An 18,827-nucleotide genomic window follows, 5' to 3' on the forward strand; every position below is an offset into this window, starting at 1 on the left:
ACTCAACTAAAGCAGCATAATCCTTTATGGCCATATCAGAAAAAATATTTAATAAGCTACGATTCACGAAGCCAGCGACACCAGTAATAACAGAGCAATTAAACTACAACCACATAGACCTGTACTACTGGAAACCGCTGACCGGAGAGCTCAACTTTGGCGACCACCTATCGAAAGTTGTCGTTTCTAAGGTGCTCGCCGACCGGAATCATTTGCTCGAGGAGGAAACCAAAACCAGGCGCACTTTGCTGGCCATTGGGTCTGTACTTCATTTTGCATCCGACACAGATGTAATCTGGGGAACGGGAGTAAATGGGAAAGTAGCTGTAAACGAACATACATTTTCGACACTTGATGTACGCGCTGTGCGTGGTCCGCTCACCAGGGAATTCCTGCAAGAAAGGGCTATTGCTGTGCCGGAAGTGTACGGCGACCCGGCGCTGTTGCTGCCTCATATATTTCCGGGCAGGTTCAGCAGAGATCCGCAGAAAAAATATGTGGTGGTGCCCAACCTGCATGATTTGGTAATTGCAGAAGCTCTGAAAACAGAGAATATAGTATCGCCTGTGTGGGGCTGGAATAGATGTGTGGAAGAAATTCTGAAAGCCGAGTTCGTGATAGCAAGCTCCTTGCACGGCTTAATAATAGCGGAGGCTTATGGTATTCCGGCCTGCTATATCCGGTTTTCGGAAACGGAGAATCTGTTTAAGTACAACGACTACCTGTTAGGTACAGGAAGAGGCGAAATACAATTTGCCACAACTGTTGCCGAAGCATTGGAAATGGGCGGCATGGCCCCTCCGGTTTTCGATGCCCAAAAACTATTAAATGCATTTCCGATAGATCTTTGGGACGAATAAAAAGCAGCGACGATGAGTAATTCCGGAAAGACATTTTTTAAAGGTGTACTCTGGTCAATCACAGACAACTTTTTTAAGCAGGCTATTACCTTAGCCGTTTTTATTGTGCTGGCCAGAATACTGGAGCCCGAAATTTTCGGCCTGCTTTCTTTCTCGCTGATTTTTGTAAACATCTTTGTTTCCGTCATTAATGAGGGCGTGGTTACCGCCCTGGTACGGAAAGAAAATCCTACGGCGGCTGATTACAACACCGGGTTCTGGCTTTGCTTTGGCTGCTCGATTCCTGCTTTTCTTTTCCTTTTTTTTACAGCAGATTATTTTGAGCAGTTTACCTCCTCCGGAGGTCTGGGCACAGTAATGCGTGCCACCAGCTTCATCATCCTGATCAGCGGGCTATCCAGCATACACGAGGTGAGGCTAAGGCGCCAGATAAATTTTAAGTCTATTGCTATCCGGTCTATCATTTCGGTGGCGCTGGGGGGCGGCATCGGTGTTTACATGGCCCTACATGGTTTTGGCGTAGCAGCGGTATTGGCCCAGCAACTGATAACAGCTGGTTGCAACCTGGTGCTGCTCTGGTTTACCGTGTCCTGGCGCCCGGGTCTGCAGGTATCTAAAGCATCGTTTAAAGAGATCCTGCATTTTAGCAAATACATTGTGCTGACCAACCTTAGCAATGCCACGAACCAGAACAGCGACACGTTTTTTGTTACTTACTACCTGGGGTCGGTTGCTACAGGTATTTACACAACTGCCAAAAGGCTGCCCAGTACCTTAAACACGGTTATTTCGGCAGCGTTGTTTCGGGTTTCGATTCCGGTGTTTTCTAAGCTGCAGAACGACGATGCCGGGCTTGCCAAAGCATACCTCAGTTCCACTACCTTAACGGCCATGGTAACAGCACCTGTCTTTACCGGACTAGCTGTGCTTTCAGAAGACATAACGCTGCTCATTCTGGGCGAGAAATGGCTTGCCACCGTGCCGGTTATGCAGGTTGTCAGCGTAATAGGTTTTCTTACCTCCATCGGGTATTATAACCAGAGTGTTATGGTGGCAAAGAATAAGCCTCAGTGGCAAACCAAGCTAACCTTGCTTTATGCCGTGACCAATGTTATCGCCTTCACCATTTTCACAAGGTTCGGGCTACTGGCTACGGCGCTGGCATTTGCAGGAAGGGCTTTACTTTTATACCCGGCATCGGTTTGGTGCGCGCTTACCTTAACAGGAGTAAGCTGGAAAAAGTACATTGCTGCCATATTTCCCGCACTTGCCGCTTCATCTGTCATGGCCTTTGTGCTGATCAAGGCCTCAGTCCTGATGGAAGATAATTTATTGATCGCACGGATAATAACCCTGGTTGTGGCAGGCATACTTATGTATGGTGTTTTAATATACGCCTTTGTACCAACTTCTTACAGGAAGTATGCGATGGATACTCTAAACACCAAAATTCTGAGGAGGCAAAAAGCAATTAGCGCCTAAGGAGCAGGTGCTCCATTACATATTATTGATCTGTTTTTGAGGCAATTATTCTAATCAAAATACCCCTCCGGAGGTTATTTATGCTGCTGCTCATAGCTAACAAAGGATGCCTGACAATGCTGCTCCGGCAGGATGCGGCCTTGCATAAATCTGAATCTGTACGGCACCTGTTACCAAAAATGCTAAATAGAATATATATTGAATAATATAAATAGAGGGGCACCAGAATTTTTAACAGACCAGGCAAACCATTCCTGGTCCGTGAATCATTGGTGAAAGTTTTAATGACTACACAAATTGCGTGTAAAGCAGCCAGTATGAACATAGAAACCGTTAGAGAGGAAAGCAGAGACGAAAAATGGTTTCAGACAGACCATATCAAGGCCGACTTAAAAGGCCGGTCGGTAAGAGGCGGCATAAGCACCATGGCTGCCCAGGTGTTAACATTTATCATGACCACTGCCCAAACTGTGGTCCTGGCCAGGCTACTGGTGCCGGAAGATTTCGGCTTAATAGCCATGGTATCCAGTGTAACTGGTTTTGTAACTATCTTCAAAGATCTAGGCTTGTCTTCGGCCATTATCCAGAAAGAGAAATTAACGCAGCAGGAAGTAAGCTCCGTTTTCTGGTTAAACGTGCTCATCTGCTTAGGCATAGCTCTGGGCATAGCCCTGCTCTCTCCTGCTATTGCTTATTTTTATGACGAAGACCGCCTGCTTCCCATCACGCTCATTTTTGCTCTCAACATTTTTATCGTAGGATTCTCTATTCAGCATGGCGCGCTGATGAGGAGGCAAATGCGGTTTAAACGATTATCGCTGATACAATTGAGCGCAGTAAGCATTAATATACTGGCAGGCATTTTGATGGCCTGGTTAGGCTTTGGCTATTGGACACTGGTTCTGCAAGGCTTTATTTTTACCGTGTTAGAAACAATTGCTCTATGGACCTCATGCGACTGGAGGCCTAGCTTCTCCTTTAAGATTTTAAATGTGAAGCCGTTTGTAAAATTTGGGGCAGGTATATCGGGTTTCGATCTTGTGAACCATTTCTCCAGAAACATGGACGATATTTTTGTGGGGAAGTTTGTGGGCTCAGTAGCGCTAGGGCTATACTCCAAAGCATACCAATTGCTGATGCTGCCTATAACCCAGCTGCGCAACCCCTTAAACTCAGTGGCACTCCCGGCATTAAGTTCTTTGCAGAACGACGAGTTCAGGTACCGGGGTTTTTATACCCGCTATCTTTTTATTCTTGCCTTTTTCTCCATGCCTACCGTGGTTTACCTTGGCGTATTTGCCGACGAACTCATCTTAATCGTGTTAGGGGAGCAATGGTCTGAGGCAGGGTTGCTGTTTCAGTTACTGGCAATAGCTGCTTTTATTCAACCCGTGCTGAGCACAACTGGCCTGATCCTGATCACTACCGGAAAAGTTAACAGATACTTCAAGATCGGGTTGATCAATGCCATATGCATGGTATCCGGGTTTGGCATAGGGGTGTGGCTGGATGGCGTAAAGGGTGTTGCCATTGCAAACTCTGTGGTGGTGTACGCCCTGTTTATACCAACGCTGTGGTTTAACCTGTATAAATCTCCTGTTTCTGTTGTCCAGTTCTTACGGGAGATTCTGCAGCCACTGGGCTTTGCTTTAATTAGCGGAGCAGTAATGCTGTTTTATATCCATTATATGAGTAACTTAAATATGCAGTTACCGGCCATTGCCTTTTGTGCCCTGGGCTTTTTTGTAGGCGCATTTACTTATATAGGGCTTATGGCAGCATTTTCAGCCAGCAGAGAAAAACTTATGCAGATAATAAACATCCGCACTTTTTTTAAGTAGCGGCGCAATGGGGTGTGGTCATAAATTATTTAAATGAAACCGGGCCTTCAGGCATGTTTTGATCTGCTGCCTCTGCAGCCGCAGACCCTGTGTTATTAGTATTAAAGCTTAGAGTACGTAATGAAAAAGTTTGGAATATTATCGTGGCCCGCACTTTCTACCAAAGGCGGCAACCCATACAATTATATCCTTTTCAGCAATATCAGGAACAAGGCATACCCAATTCATGAGTTCGATTTTAACATCCGGAACATGCTTAAGTACTGCCTGCCCTTCAACTACCGGATATTTCACATCCACTGGCCAACCCATGTACTGGTAGGCGACAGCACCTTCAGAACCAAGGTAAATTTGTATGCTTTTTTTCTTTTTATCAGGCTGATAAAGGCGTTTGGCACCCGGGTTGTCTGGACAGTACATAACCTGGAGGCGCACGAAAGCAATTTCCCTGAACTCCAGGAAAAGCTGGACGAATTTATGTACAGCAACGTAGATGGCTTCATCAGCCTGAACAAAGCCGGGTTAGACATGATAAAGAAGAAGGCGAAGAATCCTGGAAAGCAATTATTTGCACACACTTTTCATCCCCACTACAAATCGTATTATTTAAATAAAATCAGCAGAAAGCAGGCCCGCGAAAAGTTGGGAGTACCAGAGGAGAAGTTTGTTTTCCTTTTTCTGGGGCAGATAAGAGCTTATAAAAATGTGACAGGCCTAATTAAAGCCTATAAAGAGATAAAAACCCCTAATGCCATGTTGCTTATAGCAGGCAGCGTACACAGAGATATTGAAGCCGAGCTGTACGAACAACTGGAGCAGGCTGAAAACATCATTTTTATTAACTCTTTTATTAAGGATGAGGAGCTACAATATTATTTTAAATGTGCAGATGTAGTAGTAACACCCTACAACAGGATCTTTAACTCCGGCTCTGCCTTTTTGAACCTGAGCTTCGACAAACCAACCCTGGCTCCTGATCTATGGGCGCTCTCTGAACTGAAGCACACCGTAGGCACCCGCTGGATCAAAACGTACGAGGGCGCGCTTTCGGCTAAGAACCTGGAGAGCAGTATGGCAGAAATCCTTCATGAATCAAAAGATTCTGCAAAAGTACAGCCGGATATCAGCCACCTGGAACCGGAAGTAATAGCCCTGGAAACAATTAATTTTTATAACTCCCTGTTAGGTGTTTCTACACAGGCCACCTAATCCGGCCACATTGTAAAGGCCCGGTTTTTGTTTCCCCGACAGATCTTAGTTCACGCTTTTTAGCTCAAATGGTTTACCGTAGGGCAGGCAGCCAGTAGCACAGCAAAAGGAGGCCAAAGCGAATTATTCTAATAAAAAAGGCCCTCCAGAGCTTCTGCTACTGCTATTACGCAAAATAGCCTTCCAGAAATGCTGTTCTGAAAGGCTATTACTGTTTCTCTACAGGATATGCGACCTTGTTTCTCCCTGCTTTAACCCAGCCTGAGCTGGCAACAGACCCGGCTTAAGCAAGGCAACTTATGCTGCAGTTGTTCAACATTATTCGCTAAAGCTAGCGGGGAAGGTGCCCGAAATAGTAATGAGAAGAAATTAACGGGTACTGGCAGAACGATAAGCCTTATTTGCTTCTCAGTTCTCTTTTAACTCAAAAAGAGTGGTTACCAGGCCTTTGCTGCTGACACTGCGATCATACTTTTTGCCATATCCCGAAAATAAATCTTCGAGCATTTTGCCGGGTATAAATTCCCGCTCGTGATACCAGGCTGGCTGGCTCACAAAATCGCCGATATTATTTCTGAGAGATTTACTGTACACAAACCATAATCGCTTCTTTCCCTCAAAGTTTTTAAACTCCGGAGACAGTTTAGCAACATATTCCTCTTTATCGACGGCCATGCTTTTCAGATCTTTTCCCTCTATCGCCTCAAATTTTAAATGGTAGGCCTCTTTATAATACTGATAGGCAGGGGTGGCATTCCAGTAAAGATATACCACGTCACCCTCCTGAAACTGATCGTTTATTTGTAACATGGCTTCTCTGTTATAAGACTTTTTATAAAAAAGATTCGGGTTCACCACATCTCTGGCAACATTCCAGGCAGGGGGAGCCAGCAACATAAAAGCGAGCAGGCCAAATACCCAGGCTCTTCCAGAAGAGAACTTGTAGGCCTGTTCTACTCCCAGCGCTATAGTCAGTACAAACGAGGGCACCAGGAACAACAGAAAACGCTCACAAAACGGATATTGTTTCAGGCCCGAGGCAAGCAGGGCAAGAACCACCGGGAAGACTAACACGGCAAAGTGGAGTTTCTGCTGCCTGAGCAGAAAAACGACACCTGTAACCCCGAGCAGGAATGGCAACACAGGCAACCTCAGCAAACTTTCCAGGTTGGAGTAGTCGTAACTGGAGTGGTTAAAATTCAGCAGCAAGCCTAGCGGGTGGTGCAGGGCCAGATAAGCCGTGCGCCCAAACCACACAAGCTCCGACACAGATGTTGGCGCAACCGGCATAAAGGCGTCATAGACCTTGTCAAAAAAATCCATCAGCCAACCGGAGTCCTCATACTTTCCGATAAAGAAAATATAGGTCAGCCCGAAACACAGCAACCACATCGAGAAGGGCACCAGGTAAAGAAACAGCTTTTTCCATTCCTTCTTCAAGAGTATGTGCAGGATAAGGGCAAAAGCGATGCCTGCCAGCACAAAAATAACCGAGTAAGAAAACAGCAGCAAAGCCCCTCCCAGCACTCCCCACACCACAAGCCCCGCCACTCCCACCTGACGCTGGCTATAGCGTGTATAAAAATACAGGGCCAGAATAGCCGCCAAAAGCTCCGTGCTGTACTGCTTGGCCTCTACCGAATGGTAAATAACAGGAGTAGAAAGAGCCAGCATACCCAGTGCCAAAGCCACAGCCCAGGGCCGCAGAAAATGCCTGGCCACCGGAATAAAGAAAAACAGTGAGGCAACGCCACACAGCAGGGAAAACAGGCGTAGGGCCATCTCCCCGTTCCCGAAAAGCACAACGCACAGCCGCACCATCCACAAGTACCCGATAGGAGCCTTTTGCTCGTAGGCTAGCGGTAGGGTAGCCAACTCCCAGAAGCTCATTTTTATTAGGCTGATACTCAGAAAGAGTTCATCTGTCCAGAGCGACCTGTTATCGAAAAAATGGAACAGACGCAGCAAAGTGCCAATTGCTAGAAGCAGCAGCAATATGCCGGTGTAAGAGTAAGACCTGCTGGCAGGAGCAGGCTCCAAGGGAAATACGCGGTTGCCGGCCTTGTATGGAAGGGTTCTGAATGTTGAGATCATAGACACAGTATTTCGGGGAAGTAGACACGTTTAGCTTATGTTCCTGACTTGTTTGGGGCAACATAAAGAATAGAAAGCATATCCTGCACCGGCAGCCAGAAACAGAAGAACAGATCAGCCAGCCACAACACAACCACCAGAACCGATGCCAGCTACATCTCCAGCATAGCTGAACTTCTCCAATGCCAGATCCCTTACTTTTTGGTGGTGGATCAGCCTGCTCTATACTTAAAGGCTGCGTTGGCATCTACTACCAGCAGCAGCGGCGGCAGGAGGGCAAAAAGCCTCCGGAAGGCCATTTTTATTTGAAAAATTGACTTTTGCCGGCAGTAGCCCAGGCTGCTGCTGCTCCAGAACAACAGATCATGATTCTTACCTCAGGCAAACGCAGGCTCCAGGGTCTTGAAGAACAGGTTGTCCATCCATTTATCGATGGAGTAGTCCTTCTTGCTGAAACTTTCCTCCTGCGTAATATCGTCGGGTAAGTCTATATCATTGGCATTGTACACCACTACCTGCCGGGGATCGTAGCCTGGTTCTTTTGTTACGTGCACGTTGTTGGTTATTACACGCTTACCACTTCCCAGGGCATCTATAATCCGCATCGTAATACCCGTCTGGCTGGTTCCCGAAAAGTCTACAATGGTTTTTGATTTGCAAAACAGTTTGAAATATTCTTTTCTGCTTAACCTCCTGAAAGAAACATGCTGATAGTCTATATCGTATCCTTTCATTCTATTAAGAACGTATCCCAGCCAGCTTATGTACAAATGTGTCCGGACTCTATACCCCCTCTGGGAGGCATAAGCCAGAAACTTTATCATGAATTCGTATTTCTCTAGGCTAAGGTTTGTGCAGTAGATAAAGTCAAACTCGTATGGGCCGTTTTTTATACCAGCATACTCATCTGTATAAAAAGTAGGCGCATAAGGTAGCGCCAATGTTTTGCAATCATCGTAATCAAAGGTTAGGGTTTTATCAAAAGAAGGCAGCAGATGCCTGAAATCAGACTCCCATGCTTTATAAGAATCCCACTGGTACAGGATCGTATAAATGCCCGGGTTTCTTTTCCTGATGGTATCTACAAACCAGTTCTCCATTCTAAAGCCCCTGATCACGATTAAATAGTCAAAGCGCTTGCCTTCGGTCTCTTGCAATATCTTTTGGTAGTGGCGGTCCTGCCATGCCTGCATCTTATCCGGAAAGAAGTTAGACATTACCACATGCTTCAGGGAGGTATCCCTTTCGTAGTAGAAGGTTACATCTGCTCCGTAAGATCTGAACTTTTCATGAATTGCATCGCCATAATGATAAAACTTGCAGGCAATAAACAATACTTTTTTGCCGGCAAGCATATTTTTGACTCTCTCGATCATATGGAAAAATTATGTTGATACAAATTTGTAAACTATAACATGTATGCTTTGCCGGAACCTTGCTGCAGCATTGCTGTAAGCGCAGTAAGCGAGCTTGCCATAAAATTGTTCTTAGCACCAAACCTGGCACCCTTCTGTAACAATGGTTATGGCACGCCTGCCGCTTTTTGCTGTCGGATGATTACCCTTTAAACACAAAGGTTTTTTTTGTGATAAAATTGAAAACCGCAACCAGAATAATGGCCATCAGTTTCCCTAGTTTAGGATCTACCACAAGCTTTTCTACAAAGAGCCAGATCAGGCACTGGTTTATCAGCAAACCTGCCAGTGAAAATGCTAAAAATGCCGCTATCTCCACCCTCGACTTGTACTTGCCGCTTTTAAATACCCACTTCTTCGAGATATAGTAATTGAGTAAAATTGCCAGGCAAGTCGACTCAAAGTTGGCAATCAGGTAACTTACCTGCAGGTACTCGAATAGAAGAATGAACAGGAACATATCCACCACCACACACAGGGCGCCTACCATTCCGAATTTTAAAATCTGAAAAATCCGCTGCTTGTTCGTTTCCAGCAATAAATATTTCATATCGTTCACTAAAAGGCCCGTGTTGGCTTAGCTGCTTCTCCCGCTGTTTTTATGATGCAACAGAAGCTGAAGTTGGAATATCAGTTACTTTCTAAAAAAAACCGGCATACCGCTACACCGACACTGCCTGCTTTACCTCTGAAACCTCCGTTCTGGCCGGTTCAACTGCCTTTGGTGTTCCTTTGCCAGCCAGCGCAAAATTAACCACAATGTTCTTTAAGCTTTTCTGATCTTCCAGGTGCCTGATGAGCGAATAGATGAACAGAATAATTCCCAGCATCTCCAGCGTCTCCTCCATAGTAGTGCTTAATTTGCCCAGTATATCAGAATCGGTATTGCTCGAGATATAGCCGCCTAACATCTCCATGCCAACCGCTCCAGACAAAAATATCCCCCCCGAAACCACAAAGTTGATAAAGGTTCTTCGGGGTAACGAAAACACAAACCTGGCTAAATACAACCCTACACCGGCCATAAGCAATACATACAGTATATACCAGGGGAAGTGCAGAAACCCCAGGTTTTCTTTCTGCAGCACGAGCTGCAGAAACGAGCGCATAGGGTTAATAGACAATTCGTGTAGCTGAAACAATTCGTCCATGGCGAGCCAGGTGAACAAAAAGCCTAAAAAGCGCCATTGCCTGAAGTATAAAGGCCGGTTGCTGTTTTTAACATACCTCGAAACAGTAAATAAAAGTAAAGCGCTGATTAGTAGATTGATGGTGGAGAAGTAAGTTGGCACATTTTTCTCCCCCTCCAGGTTAAACATGCCCGTTACATACAACTTAAAGGAGTGAGACCCGGTAATGGTAGAATTGGTGTATGTCTTAAGGTAATACTCCAGCGCCAGCACAGCAATATTCAGCAGAACTATTACAAAAAGGACTTTCAGAAAAAATTTTAAGACGCTACGAGCATTAAGGTTGAATACACTTTCCATAAATGTGAGTTAGATTAAAAAAGCTTGTCTGTATGATACCACTCCGCCACCAAACCCGTAATACAGCTTGTGCGTCAGAAAATTTGCGTGTTAGAGAAAACACAATTATTTCAATGAATCAGGCCCTCCAGAGGCTTTGCTGCTGCTGCTACTCAAAGGCCTGGAGGGTTGGGGCCGCTGCTAAAACGACTGCTTCAGGAACCAGTTCAAGGCAGGGATATCCACATAAACCAGCCCCATGAGCAAAATGGTGAACAGGATAACAAAAAGCATGAACGACTTCTCTTTGTGCAGTTTTTCCGGACCTTGCACCACAGAGTCTTTTCGCAGGCCAATTTTAAGGTACCAGGCAAACAGCAAGGCAAAGAAAGGGAAACTGATTAAAAGCTCGACCTTGTTCTTGATCAGGAAAATACCCAGGAAGAAGGCCGAAGTCAGCGCATAGAAGAACATAGAAATGAGCAGGTTATTTTCTGTATAGCGCTTAAATGACTTGCGGTATAGCCCTGCCAGCTCCGGGTTGTCTATATAACGATACTCAGCAAACCGCTTGGTCGCCATCAGAAATGCACCACCCATCCAATAGGCCACTATAATACTGCTTGGCGGTATAAAAGCCCAGGCAGGGTCTAGCAAACTGGCAGGCAGTATGGCAGCAGGCACAAAAATAAACCAGCCAAGCGCCAGCCTGATAGGGTTGTTCACCGATTCTGATAACACATCCAGGTAAACCCGCTCTTTGGTACGGAAGGGCCTTACGTTATACATAATTCCCATAAAAAGTAGGAATGCCTCTATGGCCAGGAACTGCAGAGAAATAAAGTAGGCCAGCCCAAGACCCAGCATAGCTAACAGAATATATTCGGAATAGACATAGGCCGGGCTCAGCACAGTCATTACTGCCGAGCGCTTCTTTTTCTCAGGATGATACCGATCGAATTCGGCATCCAGGTATTCATTTATGGTGTAGTTGGCCGAGGCAATAAGGCAGGTGCTTACAATGCCGACTATAATTCTAAGCAACAGGCTGAAGTCTAAGGTGGTGTCGTACACTAGAAAAGCAAACAGCATTCCCGGCAGCATAAATATATTTTTAAACCAGTGGTCTGGTCGGGCAATAGCCACATACTCTTTAAAACCAGCGGGCCTTAAGGCAACCTTCTCACTAGCGGATTCGGGGAAAGTAACAGTAGAGTTCATAAGCAGATATAGATAAGTTTACAGCAAAATTCAGCGTTTATAGTTGGGAGGCAAATACTAGAGTCCTAAAAAAAATGGACGTTATCCTATTATCTTAGAATAACCTTTAAACATCATGCCAACACATAGCTTTGTCACTATTTTTTATAAATTTTAAAATTTTGTATGAAATCCGTGTACTGGCCATGTTATGGTTATCGAAACTGCCATTTGAGAATGGGGTAACAAAGCACTCTATTTCCCATTATGGCCCAACATATTCCATTTTGGCATTACAAATGCCTGGTGCAGCAGTGCTTATCTTTTATCCTGAACCCCGCCTTCACTTATTGGAATCAGAGATTGTAGCATTTTAGAAAACAGGATGCAGGAATTTTTATCCTGCTGCTGAACTATAGAAAAAACTAAACATTGGAATTTGTGAAGCTGGTTATAGCAGAAAAGCCACTCTAATTCAAATCATATAACCTGAATCTGTTTATGGTATCGCCACTACAGGAGGCTATTGTACAAGTTTCGACAGAGACTAAATGAAAATTGCAGTGGGAGCATCAGACGGCAGTCAACCATCTTTTCACAAGACGCCCCCACAGAGAACTGCACCGAAGTAAGGGCTCTGATTTCACGAAATCAAGACATTTAAAACTCCGGGAAACAGGCCCCAGGCTTCAGGACACAGAGGATAGTACGGCCCTGGCGCTGACAAAGCCAAACCCGGGATTCTGATGAGGTGTGTTGCAGGCTACTATATTTTGTGGATAGCTAAAATGTATCTAGACAATGACAGAACTTACCGGGATTCAACATTTGATACGTTCTAATTATGAAAGAATCTAGTGCCTCATGTTCTACATGATCTTGTAGCATCCTGAAACAGAAAAAATGGTGCTTTCTGGTCCTGCTGTCCTGTTCCCGATACAGGTGTAGGGACAACAACTATGCTGCTACTACCTTCTTCTTTTCAGAAGCTGATGATTCGATTTCAATTTTCTTTGATCCAATCGTGACAAAAATATTTTTATGCTGATTATGATGCTCTATATATTGCATCAAAAAATATATAAATAACATAATTCCCAGAATTTCAAGCGATTCCTCTAAGGCAACCCAGAGCTTAAAAGTTATACTGGAGCGATAATTATCTTCTCCCAGCACTTCAGCTAAAGAACCCTCAATCATCTCCACCCCAACGGCACCAAAAACGAAGATGGCACCTGCCAGAATAAAAGACAAGGTGAACCTGGCAGGCAGAGAAAAGACAAATTTGTAAAAGTAAACCCCAAATAAAGCAAGAGCCAGGATATAAGGAACCACCCAGGTATGGTAGACTACACCCAGACTTTTGGGCTGCAGAAAATGATTGATTACCATCTTGCTGGGTGTAATAAATAGTTCGTGGATCATCAACAACTCATCAAAAGCTAAAAAAACAAAAACCCGGCTTAAGTATAGCCAATGCTTATGAAAATTTGCCCCAGCCTTTCTTTTCTCGAGCTTGGAAATATAATATAAACATCCGGCGCTAATAAACAGGTTAAGGGTACTAAAATAAGTGGGTACATTATGCTCCCAGAAAAAGCTGAACATCTTAATGACATACTTTTCTAAGGTATAGTTGTAGAAGTTGTGCTGGGTCACATAATATTCTGCATATAACGACACAAAGTTTAATACAATTAACACCCCTAATATCCAGAGTTGCAATCGTAAGACAGAAGAAGGTTTAAGTTGAAGGGAAGTCACCATTTTGCAAGGATGAAGAAGTTAAAAATAGGTTGTCTTAGATAATGTCACCTATTTACTTTAGCAAATAGGTGACATTATAAAAAAGATAAATACAAATAATTATGCCAACTTTTTCTATGTTTAGCTTTACAGAATAAAGGATTAAAATATATAATAGAATATAAGCAGGAGCAGCTTCTAATCGGGCTGGTATTTGAATTAGCAGAACCCGATAATACATATTTCTTTAATTTTCCTGTCGAAATTAGGGTGCCGATGCCTGGGTTCCGGGATTTTAGCCGCTGTATATTAATTATTTTAAAGCGCCAAAATTTAAGCGTTCCATGAATTTCATATATTATCTTTCCCAGAATAGAATGAAATCCCATAATGAACCTAATTACACGCAGGCTTGACCTCCGTTTTCTGCAGCCTTAAAAGAGTATAAAAGTGAGAGATGAAGCAGGCTTGCACTATACCTTTTCTGCGGGAGCCTGCAGTTTATGCTCACTTATTTCCTCCAGCATATTAGTGTAAAAATCAAATTTGTCGAAAGGTTTTTTGTCTACGATCAGGTATGGCATGTTGGCCTGCCTGGCACATTCACCATCCAGTTCCTCGCGGTCACCGATAAACAGGCAGGCCGCAGGTTCCACACCTAGTTTCTCTGCTATGTAAAGCAACCCTTTGGGCTTAGGTTTTAATACATCGATTGCCGCATCTGTAGAACTAACCACTATATCAGCACCGAGCCCCATTGCCTTTAGCTTGTCTACAGCCTTGTAATCAGAATAAATACCAATTTTTAGTTGACGCTGGTGCAATACATCAAAAAAAGCTTTAACTCCCGGGTAAGTGCACGCCGCAAGATATTTATTCGGATACTCAAACATCCAGCTATTTACCACCTGCTTTATCCTGGGCAAGGAGAAATTCCCCTTTTCAGCACACCACTCATACTGAGCAGCCTCCAGATTACCAGCCTCAAAGCCAGGCCTTTTTTCACGCTCTGCCCTAAAATGATGCAATATGAGCATATCCTTTATTTTCCAGGGCTGAAACAGGTAATACCTCAGCAAAGCAAACAGCATCTTTTTCCTGAGCTTAGACTGTTTGTACAATGTGCCGTCTACATCAAAGATCACAACCTGAATCTTTTGCCAGTCAATTTTTGTAGCCATCGTCATATAGGTAGGTAATATAAAGAGTTTATCATGCGCTAATGAAGGCAGGCCTGTACCCCGTATTTGTAGAAATATCGGAACTGCATCACCTTCTCCAGCGGATACCATGCTTTCTGCAGCAATTCATCATCCACAGTTGCCTTGCTGCGCTCAAATGTTTTTAGCTCCCCGTTCCGGATATACGTGATGCTTTCTGGTTTATTTTTGACCACATACCTGCGAAACTGAAAAAATACAAGCATCTTATTCTCCTGCCCCATCTCCTGCAGATAAGGATCAGATGACGACACGATCTCGACCACATCTTTCTGGTAATCGAATACCTGTGTACTTACCGGTACAATAAAATGGTTGGTTACACCGCCTTCAGTTCTAAGATTGGAGAACATGGCATACGATGACTCCGTCTTCAGCCCCAGATACGGGCTCAACCCATTCAGGAAAACGATGACGGGAAAGAACAGCAGTGAGTAATGTGCGTAAGCGAAAGGCTTGCCCCGCTCACTTGATCCCTTTGTACCCATCGACAGCATAAAAACAATTATAAAAGTTACACTGAAGCCCGTCCAGACAACATGACGGAAATAGTCTTCAAAGGCCCGGTTATAGTAATTGATCGCAAGCAATCCTAAAACTATGGTAACTGAGAAAAGAGCGAAATTTATGACATTGAATTGAAGCAACTGCCTTTTTAAGGCCCCCTTCCGGCGAATAAACCTGGTATAGTAAGTATGGATCTTATGGCTGAAGCTGTTGCTGGTAAACAAAAAGTAAAGCGCAAAAACCATGGATGAGAAATCATAAAACCCGTTCAGGGGGTTATAAGCTAAGGCACAGTGAAAGACTAACCCGAGCAAAATGCCAAAGTATCGTGTTCTCCGGAAGCACAGGAGAACAGGGATAAGTGTTTCGATGAGTAAGGTAAGGTAAATGTTAAACGCCAGGAACGTGCCGCCTGATGGCAAAAAATTATAGTAATTGTTCTGTATCACCAGAAACCTCACAGCGCAGCTTGCCTCTGTGTCGAAAAACCCGGCGTTCAGTTTATGGAAAACAGCAAAGAAGTAAAGCGCCATCAACTCAAGTTTTACCAGTGGGGCAAAAGTATCCAGCAGCTCTGCTTTGTCTATAAAAAAGCTTCTTCGTTTGATAATCAGGTAGACGAATGCATGTACAATTGTAAGATTGACGAAGGCTGTCAAAATCCAGTGGTTGCTCAGCCCGGGCAGGTCTGTGGCAGCCTGGTAGGTTTGGAGCGAGATAAAGACCAGCAACCTAACTACTGACGATGGCTTGGCAATAAGTGCAATGGCAGCACTTGTTAGCAGGAAAAAAGTAAGATTTACCGTAAATGCATTTTTGTTCGCCATATGAAAAATGCTGGCAATAGCCCAGAGGCAACAGAAGATTTTATACTTCAGAACTGTGGTGGCATGTCTCTCTGGTGATGCACACTCTTTTATGAAATTGTAATAATTTACTCCCTGAGCAGTAAAAATCTGTTTAAACGAAAGTAAGGAGGAGCTCATGGCTGCATGGCATTAAATTCTAAATAAATTTTCAAGATACCGCTTAGTTGGTTGTTTGGCAGACAAGGGGTGTATGTTCATCTGTATACCTCCTGCCCTGGGAGATTTCCGCTATGGCAGTATTACACCTGCAAACCTATTTGAGATAGGAACGGAGACAACATCTAAACCACTTCCGGTGGGTAGTACAAAAATGAAAATGGATTAGAGCAGGACCTTGCATAAGCATTGTATATTCCGAGGTATTTCACTAGTCTGCTTTCGTCCATCTTGTTAAGGAAAAAGTCTGTCGAGATTAAATAATAATGGACGATTTCGTGTACGAGGCGAGAATTACCGGATGTAACCCCCAGGTAATAACACGTCTTTAAATTTAGTTGTGCCTTAAAGCTGCTATTGATATAATGGTTCCTGAAATAGTCCTCCACATACTGCTCAACGCCTTTTCTATCCAGCTTCAGGTAAGCGAGCTCTTGCATAATTACTCCTACAGCCGCTTCTTTATTTGTAGCAGACACATACCCTAAACCCGGCAGCGCCACCATGGCGGCCCCGGATAAGCCAGTTAATCTCAAAAAATACCTTCTGTTCATGGCAGTTCCTTTAAAAGAATCCTGAATTAGGAACCTGCGGTTGTTTGCAGGCTCTTCAGGCACCGAATATTTTATCTTGTGTTACTTTCCGTCCCGCATCCAGGCTAAAAAGAGTTATCGGCAGCATAAAGCGATAGAGCCGACAAAGTAAGCGTAGGGTTTGAGGGCGTGTAGGTCGTAAAACTCCCACTCCCCAGCACAAACAAGTTCCGGTACTGGTGGTGAAGCAGGTGCTTGTCTACCACACCTTCCGTTGGGTTCGCGCTCATTCGGGTGGTGCCTAAAATGTGTGCCTCCGAATCAAACGGTTTACCATATACTATTTTTTCTACCGGAAGGCAGGCGAGAATCTCAGGTAACTTGAGCTTCATTTTCTCGACGCCTCTTAGCGTATATTCCGAAGGGCCTTTATAATGGACGGCTGGCCGCATGCTGTCGGAGGTAGTTGCAACATAGTTATGTGCTTCTGGCAAGCCCTCAAATACCATCCTGAAATTGGCGATATGCCGCCATTTCCCCCGCTCCATTCTATAGTAAGGCGCATTGTTAGACTCCATCAAACAGGCTGCATATTCCTTTCTGTGCTCGCCGTCGTACAGCATATAACCATTGGCATTTACCCAGGTGCTTCCTCCCACATTTTCCAGGTTATGCAGGTATACAGAAGCCTCTAAACCTAGCTGCTCACCTATTCCCTTGCCAGTAAAGGGATTGCTATCGCCGGAGTTTAGCAGAATGTTTGCATTAAACAGGGCATTTGTACCCAGAACAATTACCTCCCCGGCAACCCGATGCTCTTTTCCATCTTTAATGAAGTTGGCACTCCGGGCAACATTTTGCTCCAGGTTCAGGCTATGAACCTGCGCTCCATACAAGAGCTCCACACGCGGGTCTTCATATACTCCCATGTTGGAATTCTCGATAGTGAACTTGGCGTTAACGGGGCACACATGGCAAACGGTGCTTGCACAGCAGGCATTCCGGCCATTTACAGCCACTCTGGCCCGCGCAGTAGGCTGACTTATATAGAGATTGCCGTACTCTTTGTGCAGGATCTCGTCTGCGGTGGCAAACAGATGTGGTGGCAGCGGATAACCAGATTTCTTAGGAAAGGGAGTGTCCGCTGGCCCTGAAATAGACATTATTTCCTCTACCTGGGTATAGTAATTTTCCAGATCATCGTACTGCAGGGGCCAGTCATTTCCTACCCCATAGAGCGTCTTCATCTTAAAATCTGCGGGCATGAACCGGGGCGTACAGCCATACCAGCAGTTTGAACTTCCTCCAAAGCCTTGGGTAAACACCCACTTTTTTTCAGGGTTATGATTCTCAAAGGTATCTTTATAAGCAGGGTTGAGCCTGGCATAGGGTGTTTCCTCTCCCCGTTTCTCCTTTACCCTCTCAGCATGAGGAAAGAAATGCCCTTTTTCTAATACAAGCACTTTTGCTGTGGCAGGTGCTTTACGCAAAAACTTGTGCAGAAAAAAAGATGACGCGAAACCGGTGCCTATCACTACCAGGTCATAAGAGTTATATCTCATTCGTTAAGGAAATTTTATAACCTAACTTCAATTGCTGTGTGTACCAGCAGCCATCCGCCCCAAGAAGGCGGCTTTGGAAACTAGCGCAACAGTATAGGGCCAAAAAAAGACGGCCGATACACGGGCAACAGGAAGATATGCCCCATCAAAGGGCTGCGACCCATAATAGCCACCTTCTAGTCCGGTCCGGCACTCCTCACCACAGCCATTATTAGGCGGCCCCGAATAACAAAGGTGGAGTTCGATAGCCTATGAAAGCACTTGCCTTTCTTATTGGAAACCTGTTGTAAAGAACCTGCCAAGGCAACAGCTGTTTCAAGTTCTCTAGCGTTGTTACCATCATGCTGCCTGTAGGCATTCTTTCAAAATCATACCAAAGCTATATTTTAAATAAATATTTTATCATTTCCTTTTTTCACTTCCTAACTTATAGAGCACCACCCACTTCTGTAGAAGTGATATTTCTGAAAAACCAGGTTGCCACGACACTCATTTTCCCATAATGGCACAAATCATCCCAATATGGCATTTTATATCATTCCACTTCCAAATGCTGCATCGAAAACGGATCGGGACTCAAGCAAGCTGTTATTGAGTGCCTTTACATTAGCCAGAAGCACTAAAACTGAAATTTTAGCAGGCTTTAAGACGATACGGCCCTACC

Annotated in this window: 14 protein-coding genes; 4 read left to right on the forward strand and 10 right to left on the reverse strand. The window is 44.5% G+C overall.

Annotated features, from left to right (window positions below; genetic code table 11):
* Window positions 1-26 precede the first annotated feature (26 nt).
* The 4 genes from FJM74_RS06770 (at window position 27) to FJM74_RS06785 (ending at window position 5,392) form a co-directional block, all read left to right on the forward strand.
* Complete coding sequence (locus tag FJM74_RS06770) at window positions 27-860, forward strand: polysaccharide pyruvyl transferase family protein (RefSeq protein WP_187261809.1); 834 nt, start codon at window positions 27-29, stop codon at window positions 858-860.
* 12 nt (window positions 861-872) lie between these two features.
* Window positions 873-2,342 carry a lipopolysaccharide biosynthesis protein gene (locus FJM74_RS06775; protein ID WP_187261810.1) on the forward strand — a complete coding sequence of 490 codons (1,470 nt, stop codon included), beginning with the start codon at window positions 873-875 and terminating at the stop codon, window positions 2,340-2,342.
* Window positions 2,343-2,659: 317 nt separating this feature from the next.
* Window positions 2,660-4,183, forward strand: a complete 1,524-nt coding sequence (locus tag FJM74_RS06780) for a lipopolysaccharide biosynthesis protein (RefSeq protein ID WP_187261811.1) — start codon at window positions 2,660-2,662, stop codon at window positions 4,181-4,183.
* 120 nt (window positions 4,184-4,303) lie between these two features.
* Window positions 4,304-5,392 (forward strand): glycosyltransferase, encoded by a 1,089-nt coding sequence (locus tag FJM74_RS06785; RefSeq protein WP_187261812.1) that lies wholly within the window; start codon window positions 4,304-4,306, stop codon window positions 5,390-5,392.
* Between the two features lie 408 nt (window positions 5,393-5,800).
* On the opposite strand, the gene FJM74_RS06790 is transcribed toward FJM74_RS06785, so the two are convergent.
* The 10 genes from FJM74_RS06790 to FJM74_RS06835 all read right to left on the reverse strand — a co-directional run bounded on the left by FJM74_RS06790 (window position 5,801) and on the right by FJM74_RS06835 (window position 18,163).
* The gene (locus FJM74_RS06790; protein ID WP_187261813.1) at window positions 5,801-7,486 is read right to left on the reverse strand and encodes a glycosyltransferase family 39 protein; all 1,686 of its coding nucleotides are present in this window, start codon (window positions 7,484-7,486) and stop codon (window positions 5,801-5,803) included.
* 377 nt (window positions 7,487-7,863) lie between these two features.
* Window positions 7,864-8,862, reverse strand: coding sequence for a CgeB family protein (locus tag FJM74_RS06795; protein ID WP_187261814.1), 999 nt, complete (start codon window positions 8,860-8,862; stop codon window positions 7,864-7,866).
* 181 nt (window positions 8,863-9,043) lie between these two features.
* Window positions 9,044-9,451: a GtrA family protein gene (locus FJM74_RS06800; RefSeq protein ID WP_187261815.1), complete on the reverse strand. Its 408-nt coding sequence runs from the start codon at window positions 9,449-9,451 to the stop codon at window positions 9,044-9,046.
* 112 nt (window positions 9,452-9,563) lie between these two features.
* Complete coding sequence (locus tag FJM74_RS06805; protein ID WP_187261816.1) at window positions 9,564-10,391, reverse strand: hypothetical protein; 828 nt, start codon at window positions 10,389-10,391, stop codon at window positions 9,564-9,566.
* A 180-nt stretch (window positions 10,392-10,571) separates the two neighbouring features.
* On the reverse strand, window positions 10,572-11,591 hold the full coding sequence (locus FJM74_RS06810) for a UbiA family prenyltransferase (RefSeq protein WP_187261817.1): 1,020 nt from the start codon (window positions 11,589-11,591) through the stop codon (window positions 10,572-10,574).
* A gap of 936 nt (window positions 11,592-12,527) precedes the next feature.
* A complete protein-coding gene (locus FJM74_RS06815; protein WP_187261818.1) occupies window positions 12,528-13,337 on the reverse strand; it encodes a hypothetical protein in 810 nt (269 codons plus the stop codon).
* Between the two features lie 452 nt (window positions 13,338-13,789).
* A complete protein-coding gene (locus FJM74_RS06820) occupies window positions 13,790-14,608 on the reverse strand; it encodes an HAD family hydrolase (protein WP_187261819.1) in 819 nt (272 codons plus the stop codon).
* Window positions 14,536-15,870, reverse strand: coding sequence for a hypothetical protein (locus FJM74_RS06825; protein WP_187261820.1), 1,335 nt, complete (start codon window positions 15,868-15,870; stop codon window positions 14,536-14,538). Before FJM74_RS06825 ends, FJM74_RS06820 begins: the two co-directional genes overlap by 73 nt.
* Before the next feature lie 323 nt (window positions 15,871-16,193).
* A complete protein-coding gene (locus tag FJM74_RS06830; RefSeq protein WP_187261821.1) occupies window positions 16,194-16,685 on the reverse strand; it encodes a hypothetical protein in 492 nt (163 codons plus the stop codon).
* Window positions 16,686-16,726: 41 nt separating this feature from the next.
* Window positions 16,727-18,163 carry a GMC oxidoreductase gene (locus FJM74_RS06835; RefSeq protein WP_187261822.1) on the reverse strand — a complete coding sequence of 479 codons (1,437 nt, stop codon included), beginning with the start codon at window positions 18,161-18,163 and terminating at the stop codon, window positions 16,727-16,729.
* Between the last annotated feature and the right edge of the window lie 664 nt (window positions 18,164-18,827).

Origin of the sequence: Pontibacter beigongshangensis, from assembly GCF_014332515.1 — a bacterium.
Taxonomy (GTDB): domain Bacteria; phylum Bacteroidota; class Bacteroidia; order Cytophagales; family Hymenobacteraceae; genus Pontibacter; species Pontibacter beigongshangensis.

Bases quoted from the DNA above. Each gene is read 5' to 3' on its own strand.
- FJM74_RS06785 (WP_187261812.1), top strand. From the start codon at position 4,304: ATGAAAAAGTTTGGAATATTATCGTGGCCCGCACTTTCTACCAAAGGC.
- FJM74_RS06825 (WP_187261820.1), bottom strand. From the start codon at position 15,870: ATGGCGAACAAAAATGCATTTACGGTAAATCTTACTTTTTTCCTGCTA.
- FJM74_RS06775 (WP_187261810.1), top strand. From the start codon at position 873: ATGAGTAATTCCGGAAAGACATTTTTTAAAGGTGTACTCTGGTCAATC.
- FJM74_RS06805 (WP_187261816.1), bottom strand. From the start codon at position 10,391: ATGGAAAGTGTATTCAACCTTAATGCTCGTAGCGTCTTAAAATTTTTT.
- FJM74_RS06810 (WP_187261817.1), bottom strand. From the start codon at position 11,591: ATGAACTCTACTGTTACTTTCCCCGAATCCGCTAGTGAGAAGGTTGCC.
- FJM74_RS06815 (WP_187261818.1), bottom strand. From the start codon at position 13,337: ATGGTGACTTCCCTTCAACTTAAACCTTCTTCTGTCTTACGATTGCAA.
- FJM74_RS06770 (WP_187261809.1), top strand. From the start codon at position 27: ATGGCCATATCAGAAAAAATATTTAATAAGCTACGATTCACGAAGCCA.
- FJM74_RS06800 (WP_187261815.1), bottom strand. From the start codon at position 9,451: ATGAAATATTTATTGCTGGAAACGAACAAGCAGCGGATTTTTCAGATT.
- FJM74_RS06820 (WP_187261819.1), bottom strand. From the start codon at position 14,608: ATGGTATCCGCTGGAGAAGGTGATGCAGTTCCGATATTTCTACAAATA.
- FJM74_RS06835 (WP_187261822.1), bottom strand. From the start codon at position 18,163: ATGAGATATAACTCTTATGACCTGGTAGTGATAGGCACCGGTTTCGCG.
- FJM74_RS06790 (WP_187261813.1), bottom strand. From the start codon at position 7,486: ATGATCTCAACATTCAGAACCCTTCCATACAAGGCCGGCAACCGCGTA.
- FJM74_RS06780 (WP_187261811.1), top strand. From the start codon at position 2,660: ATGAACATAGAAACCGTTAGAGAGGAAAGCAGAGACGAAAAATGGTTT.
- FJM74_RS06795 (WP_187261814.1), bottom strand. From the start codon at position 8,862: ATGATCGAGAGAGTCAAAAATATGCTTGCCGGCAAAAAAGTATTGTTT.